Here is a 20,460-nt window from a genome sequence, read left to right on the forward strand (position 1 = left end):
GGGCGCGACCTTAGATTTTTGGAGACGTTATGCCCGGTGGCTTGAACGCGCAGATCCTGCAGATCGCCCCCATCCTGCTGATGGTGGTGTTGTTCTATTTCATGCTGATCCGTCCGCAGCAGAAGCGGGCCAAGGAGCATCAGGCGATGCTCGGCGCCCTGAAGCGCGGCGACAATGTCGTGCTGTCCAGCGGCGTGCTCGGCAAGATCGTACGGGTCGAGGACAAGGAAGTCGGCGTCGAGATCGCCCAGGGCGTCACCGTCAAGGTGCTCAAGGGCATGATCACCGAAGTCCGCGCCAAGGGCGAACCCGCCCCGGCCAACGACCCCAAGAGCTGATCGACCTACCCGTCTAGAACGAGGCGCCCCTTCGGCGTCGTCCAGAGCCTGTAATCCATGCTGACACTGTCCCGCTGGAAGATTTTCGCCGTCGCCCTGTCGGTGATCTTCGGCATCCTCTTCACCCTGCCGAACCTTCTTCCGCAGAAGACCCTCGACGCGCTGCCTGGCTGGGTTCCCCACCAGAAGCTGAACCTGGGTCTCGACCTGCAAGGCGGGTCGTACCTCCTGTACGAGGTCGACACCGACGCCCTGCGCAAGGAGCGCCTGACCAACCTCGTCGAGGATGTGCGGACGCAACTGCGTAGCGAACAGATCAGCTTTGGCGAACTGGGCGAAGCCGGGGGCGTGATCAGCGTCCGCATCGCCGACGCGGGCAAGGTCAACGACGCCGCCTCGCTTCTGCGCCGCAACCTGGGCTCGCCCCTGGCCGGCGCGATCGGCGGCCGCGACGTCTCGATCGCCACGCGCGACAACCAGCGCATCGAGGTCACCTTCGTCGCCGAGGCCGCCAAGGCCGACGCGGCCAAGGCGGTCGAGCAGTCGATCGAGACCATCCGTCGCCGCATCGACAGCCTGGGCACCAAGGAACCGACGATCACCCGCCAGGGTACGAACCGGATCATGATCCAGGCCGCCGGCGAGAGCGACCCGGAGAAGCTGAAGAACATCATCGGCAAGACCGCCAAGCTGACCTTCCAGATGGTCGACGAGACGGTCACGCCCGAAGACATGGCCGCCGGCCGCATTCCGCCCGGCTCGGTCGTGGTGCCCAGCGAGGACAACTACGCCCCGGCCTATGTGCTGCGGAAGCGCGCGCTGGTGTCGGGCGATGAGCTGACCAATTCGGCCCAGACCTTCGACCAGAACGGCAAGCCCGCCGTGTCCTTCGCCTTCAATGGCTCGGGCTCGCGCAAGTTCGGCGACGCCACGGCGCGCAACATCGGCAAGAAGTTCGCGATCGTCCTGGACAACAAGGTGATCTCGGCGCCGGTCATCAACGGGGCCATCCCCGGCGGTTCGGGCCAGATCACCGGCAACTTCACGGTCGAAAGCGCCGCTGAACTGTCGCTGCTGCTGCGCTCGGGCGCTCTGCCCGCGCCGCTGATCCCCGAAGACCAGCGCACCGTCACCGCCGAGCTCGGCGCCGACGCCGTCAAGGCCGGCTCGATCTCGCTGGCCATCGGCGCGGCCGCGATGTTCGTGTTCATCATCCTGGCCTACGGCCTGTTCGGGGTGTTCGCGGCCATCGCCCTGGTCGTCAACGTGCTGATGATCATCGGCATCATGTCGATGACCCAGGCGACCCTGACCTTCCCCGGCATCGCCGGCCTGATCCTGACGCTGGCCGTCGCGGTCGACGCCAACGTGCTGATCTACGAGCGGATGCGCGACGAGGCCAACGCCGGGCGAACGCCCATGTCGGCGGCTGACACCGGCTTCCGCCTGGCCCTGGTCTCGATCCTCGACGCCAACATTACCAGCCTGATCTCGGCGCTGATCATGTTCGGCTTCGGCTCGGGCCCGGTGAAGGGCTTCGCCTGGACCCTGTCCATCGGCGTGTTCACCTCGGTGTTCACGGCCGTCATTATCACCCAAGTGCTCATCGGTTGGTGGTTCAAGGTCGCCAAGCCGAAGAAGCTGCCGATCGCATAGGAGACGCACCCGTGCGCTGGCCTCTCATTCGCTACATCCCTCGCGCCACCCACTTCCGCTTCGTGAAGTGGGCTCCGATCGCGGCCATCTTTTCGGCCATCCTGATCGTCGGCTCGGGCGTTTCGCTGTTCACCCAGGGCCTGAACCTGGGCATCGACTTCAAGGGCGGCGTGTCGCTCGAGATCGCGATGCCGCGGCCCGTCCCGCTGGCCGAGATCCGTCACGAGCTCGACGTCATCGGCGCCCACGACGGTCAGGTGCAGGGCTTCGGCTCGCCCAACTCGGCCATCGTCAAGTTCCTGCCGGTCAAGGGCGAGAACGTCGGCGCGGCGTCCAAGAAGGTTGAAGCCGACCTGATCAAGAAGTTCCCCGACCTGACCGTCAAAAGCCGTTCGGAAGTCGGCGCCAAGGTCTCGGGCGAACTGCTGACCTCGGGCTTCAAGGCCCTGGGCATCGCCCTGCTGCTGATGCTGGCCTACATCTGGTTCCGCTTCCAGCTGCAGTTCGGCCTGGGCGCCGTGGTCGCGGTGCTGCACGACATCGTGCTGACCCTGGGTCTGCTGTCGGTGATGCACATCGAGTTCTCTATGACCGAGATCGCGGCCCTGCTGACCGTGATCGGCTACTCCATGAACGAGAAGGTCATCACCTTCGACCGTCTCAAGGAGAACCTGCGCAAGTACAAGAAGACGCCGCTGCGCGACATCATCGACCTGTCGGAGAACGAGCGTCTGTCGCGGACGATCATCACCGGCACCACGGCCCTGTTGGCCCTGGGCGGCACGATGATCTTCGGCGGTCCGGTGCTGTTCCCGCTGGTCTTCACCATGACCTTCGGCATCATCATCGGCACCTATTCGTCGATCTATATCGCCCTGCCGCTGATCCTGGTGTGGGGCGTCAACCGCAACGACGAGGAAGCCACGCCCCAGAAGCTGGGCGCGGCCTCGCGTCCGTAATGGCCGAACCGCGCCGTCCGCCCTCGATCGACGCCTGGGGCGGCGGCGGCTTCCGGGTCTCCGGCGACTGGCGGCCGGGTTCGCTGCTGATCCTCGACGATCTGCCGCGTCCGTGGTCGGCGACGGCCCTGGCCGACCTGACGCCGGCCGACTTCGCCGAGGTCTTCGCGGCCGGCGGCGCGGTCGAGTTCGTGCTGCTGGGCTGCGGCCTGGTCAACGCCCTGCCGCCACGCGCCGTCCGCGACGCCCTGAAGGCGGCGGGCGTCGGCCTGGAGTTCATGAGCACCGAGGCGGCGGCCCGCAACTACAACGTCCTGGCCAGCGAGGGCCGCCGTCTGGCGGCGGCGCTGATCGCGGTCTAGAGCGGACCCTCATTCAGCCTTCCGGCGCGCGGACCTCGCCCTTCGACGGTCTCAGGGTGAGGTCCAGTTTGGCCGTTCAGTGGAAAACCTCATCCTGAGCTTGTCGAAGGACGAGGTTGTCGTGGCCGGGCGGCCTGTCGACCCCATCCAGAGCAGGGCCTTTGCCCGACTCCCTGAACAGGCCTATAGCTCGGTCAAAGACTTAAGCTTCAGGGGGCTGAAATGGTCGGGCTGCTTTCCAATTTCCGCAATACGTTCATCCTCAGCTGCGCGCTGGCGCTGGTGATCGTCTTTGGCTTCGGGCACAGCCCGCACGGCTTCGACAGCGCCTATTTCCAGGCGGTGTTCCGCTGGCTGCACGTGTTCTTCGGCATCCTGTGGATCGGCCTGCTGTACTACTTCAACTTCGTGCAGATCCGCGTGATGCCGCAGATCCCGGCCGAGCTGAAGCCGGCCGTCTCCAAGTACATCGCGCCCGAGGCGCTGTTCTGGTTCCGCTGGGCGGCCCTGGCCACCTGGCTGATGGGCGTGGTCCTGGCCTTCAGCCGCGGCTATCTGGGCGAGGCGGCCACCCTGGGCTTCTGGGGCGGCTACGAGCGCGGCGTCGACATGGGCTTCACCTTCATCGGCCTGGGCATGTGGCTGGCGACGATCATGTTCCTGAACGTCTGGGGCGTGATCTGGCCGAACCAGAAGCGCGCCCTGGGCATCATCGAGGTCGATGCCGACGCCAAGGCCAAGGCGGCCAAGATGGCCATGCTGTTCAGCCGCATCAACACGCTGCTCAGCATCCCGATGCTGGCCACCATGGCGATGTACCAGACGCTGTTCGGCTAACCGCCGGCGAAAATCGTGTAAGGGGAGGGCCCGTCGAGGAATCGGCGGGCCCTCTTTCGTTTGAAGACCATGGCCGACACCGAAACCCTCGAAGACCTCGTCCGGCGCGTCGATCCCGACCGCTGGCTGGCCAGCCGCTTCATCGGCGACCTGGCGGCGCGGGCCGACGTGATCGCGCTCTACGCCTTCAACTACGAGCTGGCCCGGGTGGCCGGCGGGGTGTCCAACGCCCTGATGGGCGAGATCCGCCTGACCTGGTGGCGCGAGGCCATGGAAGAGATCGCGGCCGGCAAGCCCCCGCGCAAGCATCCCAATGTCGAGGCCATCGCCGCTTCGGGCGTCGATCCGCTGGCCTTGGCCGCCATGGCCGAGGCCCGCTTCGCCGATCTGGACGACGCGCCGCCGCAGGACGAGGGCAGGGTGCTGGCCTATGTCGACGCCACCGCTGGGGCCCTGGCGGTGCTGGCGGCGCGGCGGCTCGACGCCTCGGCCGACCCACACGCCGTCAAGGGCGCGGCGCGGGCCTATGGCCTGGCGGGGCTGTGGCGGTTGAAGCAGGCGGGACGCTCAAGACTGCCAGAGGCCTGGACCCAGGCTGATGTCGCGCGGCGGGTCGAGGGTCAGCTGAAGGCGGCGCGGATCGAGCTCAAGACCCTGCCCGTGGCGGCGTTCCCGGCCGTCGCGCCCGTGGCCCTGGCCAGCGCCTACGCCAAGGGGCGCGATCTCAGCGAACTCGAAAAGAAGGCCCGCCTCACCTGGTCGGTGGCGACGGGCCTGTTCTAACCTTCGGGCGACTTGCCCCCTACGGATCGCTTCGCGATCGTCTTCCCTCACAGGGGGAAGATGAAATGCGTCGACCTCGTCTTCCCCCTATGGGGGAGGAGGGCCGCAGGCCCGGAGGGGGCGAGTTGACCGGTCCTACTGCGCCTTCTTCGCCGCCGTATACTTGTCCAGCCACTCCAGCACCTCGGTATGCCACTGCACCGAGTTCTGCGGCTTCAGCACCCAGTGGTTCTCGTCGGGGAAATAGAGGAATTTGCTGTCGATCCCCTGGCGCTGCAGGGCGGTGAACGTGCCCAGGCCCTGTGCCAGTGGGATGCGGAAGTCCTTGCCGCCGTGGACCACCAGCATCGGCTTGGTCCATGACTTGACGTGATTGACCGGGTTGAACTGCTCATAGTTCTCCGGCTTGTCGTAGAAGGCACCGCCGTTCTCCCAGTCGCTGAACCACAGCTCCTCGGTCGCATAGCCCATGCCGCGCTGGTCGAAGACGCCGTCGTGATTGACCAGGCACTTCCAGGGCGTGTTCCAGTTGCCAGCGATCCAGTTGATCATGTAGCCGCCGTACGAGGCGCCCAGGGCGCAGGCCCGATCGGCGTCCAGGAAGCCGTACTTGCCGGTCGCGAAGGCCCAGCCCTTCTGCAGGTCTTCCAGCGGCCGGTCGCCCCAGTGCTGGCTGATGGCGTCGGTGAAGCCCTGGCCGTAGCCGGTGGAGCCGTGGAAATCGATCATCACCACGGCGTAGCCGGCGTTGGCGTAGACCTGCGGGTTCCAGCGATAGGACCAGCTGTTGGCCAGCGAACTCTGCGGGCCGCCATGGATGATGAAGGCCACCGGATATTTCTTGGCCGGGTCGAACCTGGCCGGCTTGACCACGTAGCCGTGCACGGTCTCGCCGTTCCAGCCGGGGAAGCTGAACTGCTCTGGCTCGCCCCAGGCGACGTCCTTGAGGGCTTCGGCGTTGATCTGGCTCAGCGCGGTGGGCTTGCCGCCCTTGGCGGGGACCGAGAACAGCTGGGCCGGGCCTTTCAGGCTGTCGGCGGTGTAGACGATGTCCTTGGGACCGACGTCGAAGGCGGTGACGTGGCCCTCGCCGGTCAGGGCGGTGACCTTGCTGGTCTTGATGTCGATCGAGAAGAGCTTCACCTGACCCACGTCGCCGGCCAGGGCGTAGATCGACTTGCCGTCCTTGCTGAAGGCGATGGCGTCGGCCGAGCGGTCCCAGGTCGGGGCCAGTTCGCGGGTCTCGCCGGTGGCGTCGTCGTGCAGGATGATCCCGAAGCGGTCGGCCTCGAAGCCCGGGCGCTTCGTGGCCCTGTAGGCCGACAGCTTGCCGGTCGGCGAGAACACCGGCGCGGTGTCCCAGGCCTTGTTGGCGGCGGTCATGTTCTGGACCTTGGCCGAGCCGTCCAGCGGGGCAAGCCAGAGGTCGAAATTGGTGGTCCAGGATTCGTCCTTGCCGGCGACCTTGGCCGAGAAGGCGGCGAACTTGCTGTCAGGCGTGATGGCGAAGTCGTCGTCGCCGCCGAACGGCTTGGTCGGCGAGTCGCCGTCGAAGCCCTGCATCAGGGAGATCGGCGCGCCCGTGGCTACACCCTTGTCATCCAGCTTCACCGCGTAAAGGTGGTTCTGCGTGCCGTCGGCCCAGGTGTCCCAGTGGCTGACGAACAGGCGGTCATGGACGACGCCGGTGTTCTTCTGGGCCTTACGGGCCTCCAGTCGGGCGGCGGTGCAGCCCAGGTCTGGACAGTCGGGGAACACCGTCTGGCTGACCACCACGGTCCTGCCGTCCGGAGCCACCCTGTAGGCGCCGACGTCGAACGGCATCGACGTCACCTGCACGGCGATCTCGCCCGCCACGTCGGTGCGGAACACCTGGTCGACGCCGCCGCTGCGGCCGGAGACGAAGTAGATCGACTTGCCGTCGGCCGACCAGCGCGCCGAACCGACGCCGCCCGCCGAGACCGCGAGCTTGCGCGGCGGCGTCTTGCCCTTGGCGTCGGCGATCCACAGCTCGTGGGCGCTCTTGTTGGCGATGAAGTTCACCGTCCGCACGTCGTAGAGCACCCAGGCGCCGTCCGGCGAGACGCGCGGATCGCTCAGGCGCTCCAGGCTGGCCATGTCCTTGGCGGTGAACACGTGAGTCTGCGCGGCGGCCATGCCGGTGAAGGCGGCCGACAGGGCGAGCGCCGAAACGGCGAGGCGCAAGGTCTTGATCATGAAACGCAAATTCCCGGTGGCGTTGGTCCCTTGAGGGCCGGGAGCCTAAACGCCGCTTGCGCGCTACACCAGAGCTGAGGGCAGAAGATTCCGAACGCGGATCGATGAGCGACGGTTGCATTTTCGTGTCGGAAAAATGTCAAAAAAGCAACGCGATTACAACGGCTTGAGTGGGTAACAATCCGAAACACGTGTTGCTTTGCCGCAGCGCGGCATAGTCCCTAAATGGTACCTGGGGCGTAGGGCGGTCGAAGAACCGCTTCCTGAGTAGAACGATAAGGGTCTCGAGTGTCGGCTTCGGCTTATTTTCAGCACACGGTCGCAGGACCGGTGATCTTCGCGGGGATTGGCCTGCACACGGGCGAGCACGTGCGCGTCGCCGTGCGCCCGGCGCCGATCGACAGCGGGATCGTCTTCGTGCGGACCGACGTCCATGACCGTGACAACCGCGTCGCCGTGAAGGCCGAGGCGGTCTGCCAGACCCAGCTGGGCACCGTCATCAACAACGCCGCCGACGTGCGCGTCTCGACCATCGAGCACCTGATGGCGGCCCTGGCCGCGCTGTCGATCGACAACTGCGTCGTCGAGCTGGACGGCCCCGAGGTTCCCATCATGGACGGCTCGTCCGAGCCCTTCGTGCGCATCCTCGATCGCGCCGGCCGTCGCAAGCAGGAAGCCGCCCGCCAATATATCGAGATCCTGGAGCCGGTCCTGGTGGAAGAGGGCGACAAGTTCGCCAGCCTGAGCCCGTCGGACCGCTTCGAGGTCGCCTTCGAGATCGCGTTCGGCAGCAAGGCCATCGGCCGCCAGCGCGTCGATCTGACGGTCGACGAAGAATCGTTCCGCGCCGAACTGTCCGACTGCCGCACCTTCGGCTTCGTCCGCGACGTGGAGGCCCTGCGCGCCATCGGTCTGGCCCGCGGCGGTTCGATGGAGAACGCGGTCGTCATCGACGGCGACCGGGTGCTCAATCCCGAAGGTCTGCGCCGTCCCGACGAATTCGTGCGTCACAAGGCGCTGGACGCCGTCGGCGACCTCTATGTGCTGGGCGCGCCGATCATCGGCCGCTTCGAAGGCGTGCTGGCCGGCCACGGCCTCAATAACGCCGTGGTTAGAGCGTTGCTGGCCCAGCCGCGCGCTTGGCGCCTGCGCACCCATGCGCCGGAACTAGCCGAGGCCGTCTAAAGCGCGACTGTCGTCGCGAGCCTTCGCATTTGCGCCCAAAGCGGCGTGGTGTAGAAGCCTTGCACGGCGCTGGGGGCGCGCGTTTGCTTCGAGGGTGAGACTCCGTGCTGCTTAAATTCCCGGGACGTTCGGCCGCTACTGTCGCCGCCCTGCTTATTGCCGTGACGATGACCGGCTGCGCGGGCAAGCCCAAGAAGCCGACCCTGGCCTATGAAGAGCGCCCCGTCGAGCTGCTCTACTCCACCGGCGCGGACCGTCTGGACCGCGGAAACTGGAACGAGGCCGTCGACTATTTCCGCGAAGTCGAGCGCCAGCACCCCTATTCGGAATGGTCGCGCCGCTCGATCCTGATGACCGGCTTCGCCCACTACCAGGGCAACCAGTACGCTGACGCCATCGGCGACGCCGACCGCTTCATCTCGCTGTACCCGGGCAATCCCTCGGCCTCGTACGCCTACTACCTGAAGGCCGTCTGCTATTTCGAGCAGATCGTCGACGTCAACCGCGACCAGGCCGCCACCGAGCAGGCGCTCGCCGCCCTGCGCGACGTCGTCCAGCGCTATCCCAACAGCGAATATTCGCAGGACGCGCGCCTGAAGATCGACATGGTCAACGACCAGCTGGCCGGCAAGGAAATGGCCATCGGCCGTTACTACCTGCGCCAGGGCCAGACCCTGGCCGCCATCGGCCGCTTCAAGACCGTGGTCGATCGTCACCAGACCACCTCACACACGCCCGAAGCGCTGTTCCGCCTGGTCGAGGCCTATCTGACCCTGGGCCTGACCGAGGAAGCCAAGCGCAACGGCGCCGTCCTCGGCTACAACTTCCCGGGCGATCGCTGGTACTCGGACGCCTACAAGCTGCTCAATGACCAAGGCCTCAAACCCGCCGTCGAGCCGCTGACCCCCGGCGCCAAGAAGAACCTCTTCGACCGCCTGGTGCACGATAAGAGCGCCACCCTGGCCCCTCCCGGCGCCAAGCCGGCCAAGAAGGGCGGCATCCGAGGCATCCTGGGCATGTAGTCGGAGCGCGTTCCGGCTTGCCCGGAACGCATCCGGAACATCTGTTTCTCTATAGGCTTTGAGAAACGGTGATTCTGGGCGATTCTGCTTTCCATGCTGATCGGCCTCTCCATCCGCGACGTCGTGCTTATCGAGAGCCTGGACCTGGCCATCGGCCAGGGCCTGACGGCGCTCACCGGTGAAACCGGGGCCGGCAAGTCCATCATCCTTGACGCCCTGGGCCTGGCCACGGGCGCGCGCGCCGACGCCGGCCTGGTCCGGCGCGGGGCGGCGGGTCACGCCTCGGCCACGGCGATCTTCGCCCTGCCGGCCGACCACCCCGCCTTCGCCTATCTTGACGACAAGGGCCTGGACTATCAGCGCGACGAGGATCTGGTCCTGCGTCGCCAGCTGTCGCCCGACGGCCGCTCCAGAGCCTTCGTCAACGACCAGGCCACCAGCGTCGGCGTGCTCAAGGACCTGGGCGGCCTGCTGCTCGAGGTGCATGGCCAGCACGAGACCGTCGGCCTGCTGGACCCTCGCACGCACCGTTCGCTGCTGGACGCCTTCGGCGGCGTCGCCGTCTCGGCCGTCGCCTCGGCCTGGAGCGGCTGGCGCGCCGCGCGCGAGAAGGCCGAGGCCCTGCGCGACCTCGCTGACCGCGCCGCCGCCGAGACCGAGGAACTGACCCTCCGCCTGTCGGAACTGGATCGCCTGGATCCGCGCGACGGTGAAGAAACCGCCCTGGCCGAGGAGCGAGCCCTGCTGGGCTCGGCCGAGAAGGCCCTGGCCGACATCGCCTCTGCTCAGGACGCCCTGGGCGGCGACGCCCTGTCGGGCAAGCTGGCCCAGGCCTTCCGCGCCCTGGAACGGGCCCGCGAGCGCGCCCTGCACGCGGGGGCTCCCGCCGACGGCGCGGCCATGACCCGGCTCAGCGCGGCCTGCGAAGCGGTCGACCGCGCCCTGGTCGAGGCTCAGGAGGCCAGCGCCGCCATTGACGCGGTCGCCGAGACCTTCGAGTTCGAACCCGACCGTCTGGAAAAGACCGAGGAGCGCCTGTTCGCCCTGCGCGCCATGGCCCGTAAGCTGAACGTCGCCACCGAGAACCTGCCGTCCGTCCGCGCCGAGTTCGCCGCGCGGCTGCAGGCCATCGAGACGTCGGGCGAGGCCCTGAAGGCCGCCGAGGAAGAGGCCGCCTCGGCCCGCGACGGCTATCTCTACGCCGCCGAAGCCCTGACTGCCGAGCGCCGCGCCGCCGGCGACCGGCTGGCTCAGGCGGTCGAGGCCGAACTGACGCCGCTGAAGCTGGAAAAGGCCAGGTTCCGGGTCGCCGTCGAGCCCCTGGCCGAGGACCGCGCCGGCCCCACGGGCATGGACCGCGTCGCCTTCGAGATCTCGACCAATCCCGGCGCGCCGTTCGGACCGATGGAGGCCATCGCCTCGGGCGGCGAACTGGCCCGCTTCGCCCTGGCGCTGAAGGCGGCCCTGGCCGGACGCGGCGCGGGGCCGCAGCCGCTGATGATCTTCGACGAGGTCGACCAGGGCGTCGGCGGGGCCGTGGCCGACGCCGTCGGCCTGCGCCTCAAGCGCCTGGCCGAGAACGCCCAGGTCCTGGTGGTGACCCACTCGGCCCAGGTCGCCGCGCGCGGCGACGCCCACTGGCGGATCTCCAAGTCCGGCGACGACCAGTCGACCCGCACCAAGGTCGAGCCTCTATCGACAGCCCAGCGCGAGGAAGAGATCGCCCGCATGTTGTCCGGCGCCGAGATCACCGAGGCCGCGCGCGCCGCCGCCCGCGAGCTGATCGGCTAGCCTCTTCCGCCATTCCCATAAACGGACCACGGAACCCCTCTCTCATAGAGAGAGGGAGGGGCCCACGCGTCGCGTGGGAGGGTGAGAGGTTGCAAACTTTCCGAACGGAGCACCGCCGAAGAGAGCGGGTATTTCGAGCCCCATCCATTGCGAAAACTTGTGGGGCGCGCCGCAGAGACCTGAGGTTTCTACGCCAAGGGTGAAGCCTCTCACCCTCCCACCGCTGCGCGGCGGGCCCCTCCCTCTCTCTATGAGAGAGGGGTTCCTGGCACGTCGGGTCTGGGGCGAATCCGACGCGTGGCCCACATGGCAGGATTGGTGGCGGACAGCGCCTTCAAGCCGACGAGGCTGGCCCGCGGCTTCACCCACCTTTGCAACGGCGCGTCCACCAACCGCTCGAACAGGGCCGCGAAGGTCACGGCGACCGGGAAGGCCAAGGCCCAGGTCAGCCACAGGGCGGGCTCGCCCAGGCCCAGCTTGCCGGCGGCCATGTGCTGGGCGCCGAACCAGGTGACGCTGACGAACTGGTTGGTCAGGTAGAGCGAGAAGGCCAGCTTCCCGGCCGTCTGGGCCCAGGCCCAGCCCTTCCTCGCCGAGGCGCCGGCCGCGAAGATCAGCAGGCCCAGCAAAGTCAGGCTGCTATGGTCGAACGAGCCGACCAGGTTCAGGCCCACGATCCCGACGATGGCGGCTGCGCCGAGCAGGTCCGCCGTGCGAGGGCCGACCGCGACTTCACAGCCCACGCGGGCAATCAGGGCGCCGACCAGGAACAGCGGCAGGGCGCGGACGATGCCGTACTTCAGCGTCAGGTGGTACGAGGCCTCGCCCAGCAGGACGCGGGAGGCGGCGTCAACGGCCGCGAAGATCGCAAGGCCGACGGCCAGGGCGATCCACGGCGAGCGGATGCGGGCGAAGGCGCGCCACAGCAGCGGGAAGGCGGCGTAGCAGAAGATCAGGGCCGACAGGGTCCAGGTCGGGGTGTTCCAGCCGGACGGACCGTCGAAGCCCCAGGCTTGCACCAGGAACAGCTGTGCCGGCAATTGCGACCACTGGAACCACTGCGGGTTCTGCGGCGCGACGCCGACCAGGCTGGTGGCCAGGATCAGAACGACGAAGCCGCTCAGCATCACTAGGTGCGCCGGCCAGATCCGGGCGACGCGCTTGAGCAGGAATTCCCGGTCGCCGACTTGGCGATTGGCGACGCGGTCGCCATAGGCCCGGCCCAGCACATAGCCCGACAGCATCAGGAAGAAGTCGGTGGTCAGGTAGCCGCGCGCCAGCGCCGGATGGAGCGAGAACAGGCTGACCGGCGCCTGCTCGCCATAGTGATAGATCACCATGAAGAAGGCCGCGAAGAAGCGCAGGGCGTCCAGCGGCCCGCCGCGTGACAGCTCACGTGGTCCATTGCGGCACGGTTTGGCGGCGCTCGGCATGCGGATCTCCGTTTCACGCGGAGCGGCAGCAAGCCGCGCGCCAATCCGCGCGTTTTGCTAAAACCCAAGCCTGATCTTCCGCAGCCGGATTCGCCCGTGACCCTGACCGCCGTCGCCGACCTGTCCGAAGCCGAAGCCGCCGACGAACTGGCCGCCCTGGCCGATGCGCTGGCCGCCCACGACCTGCGCTATCACCAGCAGGACGCCCCCACGATCACCGACGCCGAGTACGACGCCCTCAAGCGCCGCAACCTCGACATCGAGGCCCGGTTCCCGCACCTGATCCGCGACAACTCGCCGTCGCTGAAGGTGGGCGCGGCGCGGTCCGAGCAGTTCTCGCCGGTCGAGCACGGCGTGCCGATGCTGAGCCTCGACAACGCCTTCTCCAACGACGAGGCCACCGAGTTCGACGCCCGCGTGCGGCGGTTCCTGCGCCTGCCGGCCGACGAGCCGCTGGCCTATACGGCAGAGCCGAAGATCGACGGGCTGTCGGCCTCGCTGCGCTACGAGAAGGGCGTGTTCGTCCAGGGCGCGACGCGGGGCGACGGCAAGATCGGCGAGGACGTCACCGCCAACCTGCGCACCATCGCCGACATCCCCCATCGCCTGAAAGGCTCGGGCTGGCCCGACGTGATCGAGGTGCGCGGCGAGGTCTATGTCGAACTGGCCGCCTTCGCGGCGTTCAACGCGGCCGCGGAAGAGGCCGGCCAGCGCACCTACGCCAACCCCCGCAACTTCGCCGCCGGCTCGTTACGCCAGATCGATCCGAAGATCAGCGCCCAGCGGCCGCTGCGGTTCTTCGGCTATGCCTGGGGCCTGGTCAGCGACAGCTTCGCCGACGGTCAGTGGGAAGCTCTGGCCAAGCTTGAAGAGTGGGGTTTCGTCACGACGGCCCCGCCGGCCAAGCGCGTCGAGAACGCCCAAGGCCTGCTGGACGTCTATGCCGAGTTCGAGGAGTTGCGGCCCAAGCTGGGCTTCGACATCGACGGCGTGGTCTACAAGGTCGACGGCCTGGACCTGCAGAAGCGCCTGGGCTTCGTCTCGCGCTCGCCACGCTGGGCCATCGCCCGCAAGTTCCCGGCCCAGAAGGCCCGCACGATCCTGGAAGCCATCGACCTGCAGGTCGGCCGCACCGGCGCGATCACGCCGGTGGCGCGGCTAAAGCCAGTCACGGTCGGCGGTGTGTCGGTGACCAACGCCACCCTGCACAATGGCGACGAGATCGCCCGCCTCGACGTGCGGATTGGCGACACAGTCGTGATCCAGCGGGCCGGCGACGTGATCCCGCAGATCGTCGAGGTGGCGCTGGAGGCCCGGTCCGATCCCGCGCCGCCGCCCTATGAGTTCCCCCACGTCTGCCCGTGTCCGCTGAAGACCGAGTTGGCGCGCGAGACCAACGCCTCGGGGACGGAGTCCGTCGTGCGCCGCTGCACCGGCGAGTTCGCCTGTCCGTTCCAGCGCGTCGAGCACCTGCGCCATTTCGTCTCCCGCCGCGCCTTCGACATCGAGGGCCTGGGCGAAAAGCAACTGCAGGCCTTCTTCGACGAGGGCTGGATCAAGGAGCCGGCCGACATCTTCCGCCTGGCCAAGGACGAAGAGAAGCTGACGGCGCTGCGCGAGCGCGACGGCTATGGCGAGACCTCGGTCACCAATCTGATCAAGGGCATCGAGGCGCGGCGCACCATCGGCCTCGACCGGGTGATCTACGGCCTGGGCATGCGCGACATCGGCGAGACCACCTCGACCGTTCTGGCCCGTCACTTCGACCGCTTTGAGGACTTGCAGGCCGCTTCGGAAGCCGCCGCCAAGGGCCTGCCCACACCGACCTATCTGGAGCTGTCCACCGCGCCCGGCGTCGGGCCCAAGGCGTTGGACCTGCTGGTCGAGGTGGGGAAGGGCGGTCTGAAGGCTGACCCTTGGCCCGAGGCCGACAATCTTGAGGTCAAGATCGGCCACGCTGTTCCCAAGCTGACCAAGCCGGCAAAGGCCGCTCTGGCCCAGCGGTATGATAGCTGGGATGCCTTCGCCCAGGCCCTGGCCGAAGCCGCCAACGGCGCGCCGGGCGAGGATTATCTGCATCTGGCCGCCATCGACGGGGTGGGGCCGGTGGCGGCCCAGTCCCTGGCCCGGTTCTTCAGCGAGGACCACAATCGCGAGAAGGTCAAAAACCTCGTTGATGAACTCAAAATCGAGGCCGTGGCCAAGCCCAAGACCGACACCGCCGTGGCCGGCAAGACCGTCGTCTTCACCGGTGCGCTGGAGAAGATGACCCGCGACGAGGCCAAGGCCCAGGCCGAGGCGCTGGGCGCCAAGGTGGCGTCGTCGGTGTCGAAGAAGACCGACCTGGTGGTCTATGGCCCGGGCGCAGGTTCGAAGCTGAAGACCGCTAATGAGCTGGGCATCGCGACCAAGACCGAGGACGAATGGCTGGCGATGGTGGCTGGCTAGGGCGCCGAATTCGAAGATCTCGCCCTGATTTCGCCGCGAGACTTGCCGTTGGTGAACGGATCGCGCAACGGTCCGTTCAAACGCGCATTCGAACCGCGACACCTAGGGAGTTTTGAGTATGTTCCGCACCACCCTGATCGCCGCCGCCGCCCTCGCGGCCCTGGCCAGCCCGGCCTTCGCCGCCGACGTCACCGGCCTGTGGGCCACGCCGACCAATGGCGGCCAGGTCGAGATCGGCCGCTGCGGCAACAGCCTGTGCGGCAAGCTGGTGACGTCCGAGCACATCAAGGCCGACGCCGGCCTCAAGGACGTCAAGAACAAGGACAAGGCCCAGCGCGGCCGCACCTTGAAGAACCTGCAGATGCTGTACGACTTCACCGGCGGGCCGACCAAGTGGACCGGCGGCAAGGTCTACAACCCCGACGACGGCGGCACCTATTCGGGCACGATCGAGATGCTCAACGACAACCAGCTGAAGCTGAAGGGCTGCATCGTCGCGCCGCTGTGCAAGACGCAGGTCTGGAACCGGGTGAAGTAGTTCGACGACGCGAGGTAGATGCTCCCCCTTTGGGGGAGCTGTCGCGGAGCGACTGAGGGGGTCCTCAACGGTGTAGACCGGAGAGGACCCCCTCCGGCCCTCTGGGCCACCTCCCCCAAAGGGGGAGGATCTGCCGCAAGCTAAAGCGGCGCGCAGACTTGTTCCATCCAGTCCCGCACATCCGGCTCGACGCGAGGCCCGATCTCCCGCAGCACCCGCGCGTGATAGGCGTCGAACTGCGCCACTTCCTCGGGGGACAGCAGCGCCTTGTCGATCAGGCGGCGGTCGATCGGGGCCAGGGTCAGGGCCTCGAAGCGGTGCATCGGGCGGTCACCGCCGGCGATGGGTACGGCCGGCATGACCACTTCCAGGTTCTCGATGCGGATGCCGTATTCGCCGTCCTTGTAATAGCCGGGCTCGTTGGAGACGATCATCCCCGGCTGCAGGGCGATGGTGTTGGGCGCCTTGCTGATCCGCTGCGGGCCCTCGTGGACGCCCAGATAGACGCCGACGCCGTGGCCGGTGCCGTGGTCGTAGTCCAACCCATGGGCCCAGAGCGCGGCGCGGGCGAAGGCGTCGATGGCCGAGCCGGTCGTACCGGCCGGGAAGCGCAGGCGGGCGATGGCCAGGTGGCCCTTTAGCACCAGGGTGTTGCGCTGGATCATCTCGGCCGAGGGCTCGCCGATGGCCACCGTGCGGGTGACGTCGGTGGTGCCGTCCAGATACTGGCCGCCGCTGTCGACCAGCAGCAGCGAGCCCAGGGCGGCGCGTTCGTTGCTGCGCTCGGTCGGGCGATAGTGGGGCAGAGCGCCGTGGCCGTTGGCCGCGCCGATGGTGTCGAAGCTCAGGTCCTTCAGGACGCCTGTGGCCTCGCGGAAGGCTTCCAGCTTGGCGACGGCTTCCTTCTCGTCCGGCGGATTGACCTGACCCTCGGTGGCCAGCCAGTGCAGGAAGCGGGTCAAGGCGGCGCCATCGCGGCGGTGGGCCTCGCGCGTGCCGTCGAGCTCGACCTCGTTCTTGCAGGCCCGCGGCATGGTGCAGGGGTCCATGCCGCGCACGACCTTGGCGCCGGCCGCCGTCAGGGTGTCGAAGTACCAGGCCGAGGACTGGCCGGGATCGACCAGCACGGCCTTGCCGGCCAGGTCGGCCAGGGCGCCGTCCAGGGCGTCCGGGGTTTCCAGCGACACCTGGTTGCCCAGCCAGGCCGGCAGGTCCTCGGTGACCTTCGCTGGATCGATGAACACCCGCGCCGTGCCGTCGGCGTTGACGATGGCCTGGGCCAGCGGCAGCGGCGAGCGGATGACGTCGCCGCCGCGCACGTTGAACAGCCAGGCGATCGACGACGGCGCGGTGATCACGGCGGCGTCCGCGCCCAGGTTCGCCAGGCCGGCGCCGACGCGGCCGCGCTTGGAGGCGGAGTCCTCGCCAGCATATTGCACGGGGTGCGGCACGATCGGGGCGGCGGGCTGGGCAGGACGTTCAGCGCCCCAGGCTTCGTCGAGCGGATTGACGGCGACGGCTTTGAGTTGGGCGCCAGCGCGGGCGGCGGCGGCCTTCAGGCTGTCGAGGGCTTGCGGGCTGTGCAGACGGGCGTCGTAGCCGATCACCGCGCCGGACTTGGCGGTTTCCAGATAGGCCGGCACGCCGCCTTCAACGAGGTCGCGGATCTCGAACACGCCCTGATCGACCTGCTCGCGCACCTGCAGGGTGTAGCGGCCGTCGACGAAGACAGCGGCGCGGTCGATCATGATGACGCCGGCCCCGGCGCTGCCGGTGAAGCCGCTGGCCCAGGCCAGGCGGTCGTTGGCGGCGGGCAAGTACTCGTTCTGATGCTCGTCCTCGTGCGGCACGAGGAAGCCGTCCAGACCCTGTTTCGCCATCGCGGCGCGGATCAGGGGAACGTGCTTGAGGCCGAAGGACGGGTCGGTGGATTCATCGAAGGTCTGACGCATGCCTCGATGTAATCCGCCGACCCGAGCCTGGGAAGGGGATGATTATTGCGGCTGCGGCGCAGGCTGGCTGTCGGGCGAGGGCGCGCTGTTGTCGGGGCTGGCCGCGACACGGGCGGCGGCGTCCTGGGCGGCCTGGTTGGCGTTGGCGGCGGTCCGCTCGGTCTCGCGGCGGGCGGCGTCGGCGGCGTCGCCGGCCTGGCGCGCGGCGCTCTCGGCGGCGAACTGGGCCTGCTGAGCGCTGGCGGCGACGGTGGACTGTGCGCCTTCGATGACGCCGGCCGCGCGGCCCTGTTCCTGCGCCTGGGCGATCTGGTCCTGGGTGGGCGTCGCGGTCTGATGGGTGATCAGGAACACCACGGCGATCATCGCCACGACCGCCACGGCGCCGGCGGCCACCCAGCCGGCCGTCGACGGTTCGCGGCGCACCTCGACCACGCGTTCGGGGCGCGGATCGACGGGATCGGTATAGGTCATGGGTCTGCTCCTTGAACCGGATGGTCTCGGTTCAGGAAACGTGGCCCTGCGCGGTGAGGTTCCGGTCGGCGCTTACGGGCGCTGCAGCACCAGGGTCGCCCAGGCGTCCCGGTGGATGCGGCTGACAACCTTGAACCCGCGCGACAGATAGGCCGCCTTGACCATGCGCTCCTGGGTGCGCAGCAGGCCCGACAGGATCACCGTGCCGCCCGGGACCAGGGCGCGCTTGATGTCCTGGGCCAGGCTGATCAGGGGGCGGGCCAGGATGTTGGCGAACACCAGGTCGTAGGGCGCGTTGTCGGCGACCAGGCGGTGCCCCAGGCCCGAGGCGTGGACGAACTTGGCGTTGGCCTGGTTGACCTGGGCGTTTTCCTTGGCGATCCGCACGCTGGGCTTGTCGATGTCGGTGCCGACGGCCAGCTTCGAGCCGGTGCGGGCGGCGGCGATGGCCAAGAGACCCGTGCCGGCGCCGACGTCGAGCACCTTCTTGAAGCTGCGCGCCTTGATCAGGCGGTCATAGGCCTGCAGGCAGCCGACGGTGGTGCCGTGGTGACCCGTGCCGAAGGCCGCGCCGGCCTCGATGCGCAGGTTGACCGTGCTGGCCGGCAGGCGACCGCGATCGTGCATGCCATAGACGAAGAAGCGGCCGGCCTTGACCGGCGGCAGGCCCGACAGCGCCATGGCCAGCCAGTCGGCGTCGGCCAGGACCTCGGTGGTCACCTTGACCTTGAAGCCCGCCAGGACGCGATTGATGCCGTCGGACTCTTCCTGTGTCGTCGGGAAGGCGTCGATCCGCCAGACGCCCTTGTCCTCGTCCTCTTCCAGGATCGAGTAGGTGGCGCCTTCCAGAGCGACGTCGAAATCGATGGCTTCGGCGGCGGCTTCTGCGTCGGCGCGGGCGCCGCGGGCGACGATCTGTTGGGGCGTGTAGTCGGTCATGCCGCTCCAGTACTCATCCCCGAGCCGAAAGGCGAGCCTTCAGGCTTCAGAAAGCGCACGGGAGGGCGAGGGGTCAGTCCCGCGAAAGCGTGTCCGGGACGCGGTCTTCGGGCAGGCTGACGTCGAGGATGTCGCCGCGCGCCGAGGCCCAGCGCGGCTCGTCGGTCGTCGAGCGGGCGGCCATCACGAGGGGCGGCGCAGCCGGGGCGGCGATCTCCGGCGGGGGCGTGGGCTCGCGATAGGCGACGGGCTCGTAATAACCGGTGTCGGCGACGACGGGCGTGGGCAGCCGGGTGGCGGCGATGAAGTCGGTGCCGACCACATAGTCGGGGACCTTGCCCGAGGGCCAGGAGATCGGATTGACCGTCTCCTCGATCGACGCACTGCTGAACGGCTCCATCTCGCGGGTCTCGGCGATCTGCGGGCCGACCCGGAACACGAGGCCCAGGATGACGCCCAGCGCGGCCGCCGTCGGCGCGCCGTACATCACGGGCCGGGTTTGGGCGAAGGTCTTCAAGGTGGTCCACGAGAATTCCATGGACAGATAGCGTTCGGCGGCGGGTTCCGTTCGCCGGTCGTCAAGAAATATCGCCGCGAGGGGAAAGGCGCCGCCCGACCGGCGACGCCTTACAGGCTAGGAGACCGTCACGCGCTGGTCAGCGTGACGAGCAGGGCGTCCAGTTGCTCGAACTGTTCGGGCATGCCGTCGGCCATACCGGCGATGGCCTCGTCCAGCGCTTCCTTGGTGGGATAGAGCTCGTGCAGGGTCAGCAGCGTCTGGCCGTCCTTCTCCTCGAAGGTCACCGTGGTGACGGCGGCGTCCTCGCTTTCTTCATTGGTCCAGACCAGGCAAGAGGGCGGGTCCACCTCGAGGTACTTGCCGAAGAAGGCGAAGGACGAGGCGGCGTCCTGTCCGAACGCGAGGCGGTACTGGCCCCCGACGCGCACATCCATCTCGCACGACAGCAGGGGCACGCCCGACGACTTGGGCGCCCACCACAGCTTCATCAGCTCCGGCTTGGTCCAGGCCTCGAACACGATGCGCGGCGGGCCGTCGAAGAGACGCGTGACGACGAGCTCGCGCTCGGACTTCCGTTCGATGGTCGTGCGGTTAGTCATCGCTGTTTTCCTTGCGTTTCAAGTCCTCGACGACCCGGTCCAGGGCGTCGAAGCGGCTGGCCCAGAGCTGGCGGTAGCTTTCGATCCAGGCCGCTTCTTCCTCGAGCCTGCGGAAGCCGAGCCTGCAGGTCCGCACCCGTCCGACCTTCTCGGTCGTGACGAACCCGGCGTGCTCCAGGACGCCGACGTGCTTCTTCATGCCCGTCAGGGTCATGTGGAACCTGTCGGCGAGCTCTGTGATCGAGGCGTCCGAGCGTCCGAGCTGCTCCAGAACGCCGCGTCGGGTGGCGTCCGACAGCGCGGCGAAGGAGACGTCGAGGCGGGTTGTATAATGCTGAACCATTCGGTTCAGTGTTGGCATGCGCGCTTACGAGACGCAAGGGGCGTGACGACGGAATCTGGGGTGC

Annotated in this window: 19 protein-coding genes; 11 read left to right on the top strand and 8 right to left on the bottom strand. The window is 68.0% G+C overall.

The window, feature by feature from the left end; translation table 11 throughout:
- Positions 1–29: 29 nt before the first annotated feature.
- From yajC to AC1RUS_RS20660, 6 genes are all read left to right on the top strand, one after another.
- Positions 30–338, top strand: coding sequence for a preprotein translocase subunit YajC (yajC, locus tag AC1RUS_RS20635; RefSeq protein ID WP_492918494.1), 309 nt, complete (start codon positions 30–32; stop codon positions 336–338).
- A gap of 57 nt (positions 339–395) precedes the next feature.
- Positions 396–1,994, top strand: coding sequence for a protein translocase subunit SecD (gene secD / locus AC1RUS_RS20640; protein WP_492918495.1), 1,599 nt, complete (start codon positions 396–398; stop codon positions 1,992–1,994).
- An 11-nt stretch (positions 1,995–2,005) separates the two neighbouring features.
- Positions 2,006–2,953, top strand: a complete 948-nt coding sequence (gene secF, locus AC1RUS_RS20645; RefSeq protein ID WP_492918496.1) for a protein translocase subunit SecF — start codon at positions 2,006–2,008, stop codon at positions 2,951–2,953.
- Complete coding sequence (locus tag AC1RUS_RS20650) at positions 2,953–3,315, top strand: Mth938-like domain-containing protein (protein WP_492918497.1); 363 nt, start codon at positions 2,953–2,955, stop codon at positions 3,313–3,315. Before secF ends, AC1RUS_RS20650 begins: the two co-directional genes overlap by 1 nt.
- Before the next feature lie 222 nt (positions 3,316–3,537).
- Positions 3,538–4,152: a urate hydroxylase PuuD gene (locus AC1RUS_RS20655; RefSeq protein WP_492918498.1), complete on the top strand. Its 615-nt coding sequence runs from the start codon at positions 3,538–3,540 to the stop codon at positions 4,150–4,152.
- Between the two features lie 69 nt (positions 4,153–4,221).
- Entirely contained in the window at positions 4,222–4,935 is a 714-nt protein-coding gene (locus AC1RUS_RS20660) for a squalene/phytoene synthase family protein (protein WP_492918499.1), read from the top strand.
- A 135-nt stretch (positions 4,936–5,070) separates the two neighbouring features.
- Here AC1RUS_RS20660 and AC1RUS_RS20665 read toward each other — a convergent pair whose 3' ends face one another.
- The gene (locus AC1RUS_RS20665; protein WP_492918500.1) at positions 5,071–7,152 is read right to left on the bottom strand and encodes a dipeptidyl-peptidase 5; all 2,082 of its coding nucleotides are present in this window, start codon (positions 7,150–7,152) and stop codon (positions 5,071–5,073) included.
- Between the two features lie 288 nt (positions 7,153–7,440).
- Between AC1RUS_RS20665 and lpxC the strand changes: the two genes are divergently transcribed.
- From lpxC to recN, 3 genes are all read left to right on the top strand, one after another.
- A complete protein-coding gene (gene lpxC / locus AC1RUS_RS20670; RefSeq protein WP_492918501.1) occupies positions 7,441–8,337 on the top strand; it encodes a UDP-3-O-acyl-N-acetylglucosamine deacetylase in 897 nt (298 codons plus the stop codon).
- A 104-nt stretch (positions 8,338–8,441) separates the two neighbouring features.
- The gene (locus AC1RUS_RS20675) at positions 8,442–9,359 is read left to right on the top strand and encodes an outer membrane protein assembly factor BamD (protein ID WP_492918503.1); all 918 of its coding nucleotides are present in this window, start codon (positions 8,442–8,444) and stop codon (positions 9,357–9,359) included.
- Positions 9,360–9,452: 93 nt separating this feature from the next.
- The gene (gene recN, locus AC1RUS_RS20680) at positions 9,453–11,150 is read left to right on the top strand and encodes a DNA repair protein RecN (RefSeq protein WP_492918505.1); all 1,698 of its coding nucleotides are present in this window, start codon (positions 9,453–9,455) and stop codon (positions 11,148–11,150) included.
- Between the two features lie 248 nt (positions 11,151–11,398).
- On the opposite strand, the gene AC1RUS_RS20685 is transcribed toward recN, so the two are convergent.
- Positions 11,399–12,583: an acyltransferase family protein gene (locus AC1RUS_RS20685; RefSeq protein WP_492918507.1), complete on the bottom strand. Its 1,185-nt coding sequence runs from the start codon at positions 12,581–12,583 to the stop codon at positions 11,399–11,401.
- 96 nt (positions 12,584–12,679) lie between these two features.
- Here AC1RUS_RS20685 and ligA point away from each other — a divergent pair, with 96 nt between their 5' ends.
- Positions 12,680–15,031, top strand: coding sequence for an NAD-dependent DNA ligase LigA (gene ligA, locus AC1RUS_RS20690; RefSeq protein WP_492918508.1), 2,352 nt, complete (start codon positions 12,680–12,682; stop codon positions 15,029–15,031).
- Positions 15,032–15,149: 118 nt separating this feature from the next.
- The gene (locus AC1RUS_RS20695; protein WP_492918509.1) at positions 15,150–15,569 is read left to right on the top strand and encodes a DUF2147 domain-containing protein; all 420 of its coding nucleotides are present in this window, start codon (positions 15,150–15,152) and stop codon (positions 15,567–15,569) included.
- Between the two features lie 140 nt (positions 15,570–15,709).
- Here AC1RUS_RS20695 and AC1RUS_RS20700 read toward each other — a convergent pair whose 3' ends face one another.
- The 6 genes from AC1RUS_RS20700 to AC1RUS_RS20725 form a co-directional block, all read right to left on the bottom strand.
- Positions 15,710–17,521, bottom strand: a complete 1,812-nt coding sequence (locus AC1RUS_RS20700) for an aminopeptidase P family protein (protein WP_492918510.1) — start codon at positions 17,519–17,521, stop codon at positions 15,710–15,712.
- Between the two features lie 42 nt (positions 17,522–17,563).
- Positions 17,564–17,995 carry a hypothetical protein gene (locus AC1RUS_RS20705; RefSeq protein ID WP_492918511.1) on the bottom strand — a complete coding sequence of 144 codons (432 nt, stop codon included), beginning with the start codon at positions 17,993–17,995 and terminating at the stop codon, positions 17,564–17,566.
- Positions 17,996–18,067: 72 nt separating this feature from the next.
- Positions 18,068–18,934 carry a 50S ribosomal protein L11 methyltransferase gene (locus AC1RUS_RS20710; RefSeq protein WP_492918513.1) on the bottom strand — a complete coding sequence of 289 codons (867 nt, stop codon included), beginning with the start codon at positions 18,932–18,934 and terminating at the stop codon, positions 18,068–18,070.
- A 73-nt stretch (positions 18,935–19,007) separates the two neighbouring features.
- Entirely contained in the window at positions 19,008–19,472 is a 465-nt protein-coding gene (locus AC1RUS_RS20715; RefSeq protein WP_492918514.1) for a hypothetical protein, read from the bottom strand.
- Between the two features lie 107 nt (positions 19,473–19,579).
- Complete coding sequence (locus AC1RUS_RS20720; protein WP_492918516.1) at positions 19,580–20,053, bottom strand: SRPBCC family protein; 474 nt, start codon at positions 20,051–20,053, stop codon at positions 19,580–19,582.
- Complete coding sequence (locus AC1RUS_RS20725; protein WP_492918518.1) at positions 20,046–20,396, bottom strand: ArsR/SmtB family transcription factor; 351 nt, start codon at positions 20,394–20,396, stop codon at positions 20,046–20,048. Before AC1RUS_RS20725 ends, AC1RUS_RS20720 begins: the two co-directional genes overlap by 8 nt.
- Positions 20,397–20,460: the final 64 nt, after the last annotated feature.

This window comes from Caulobacter sp. GW821-FHT10F06 (genome assembly GCF_058809215.1).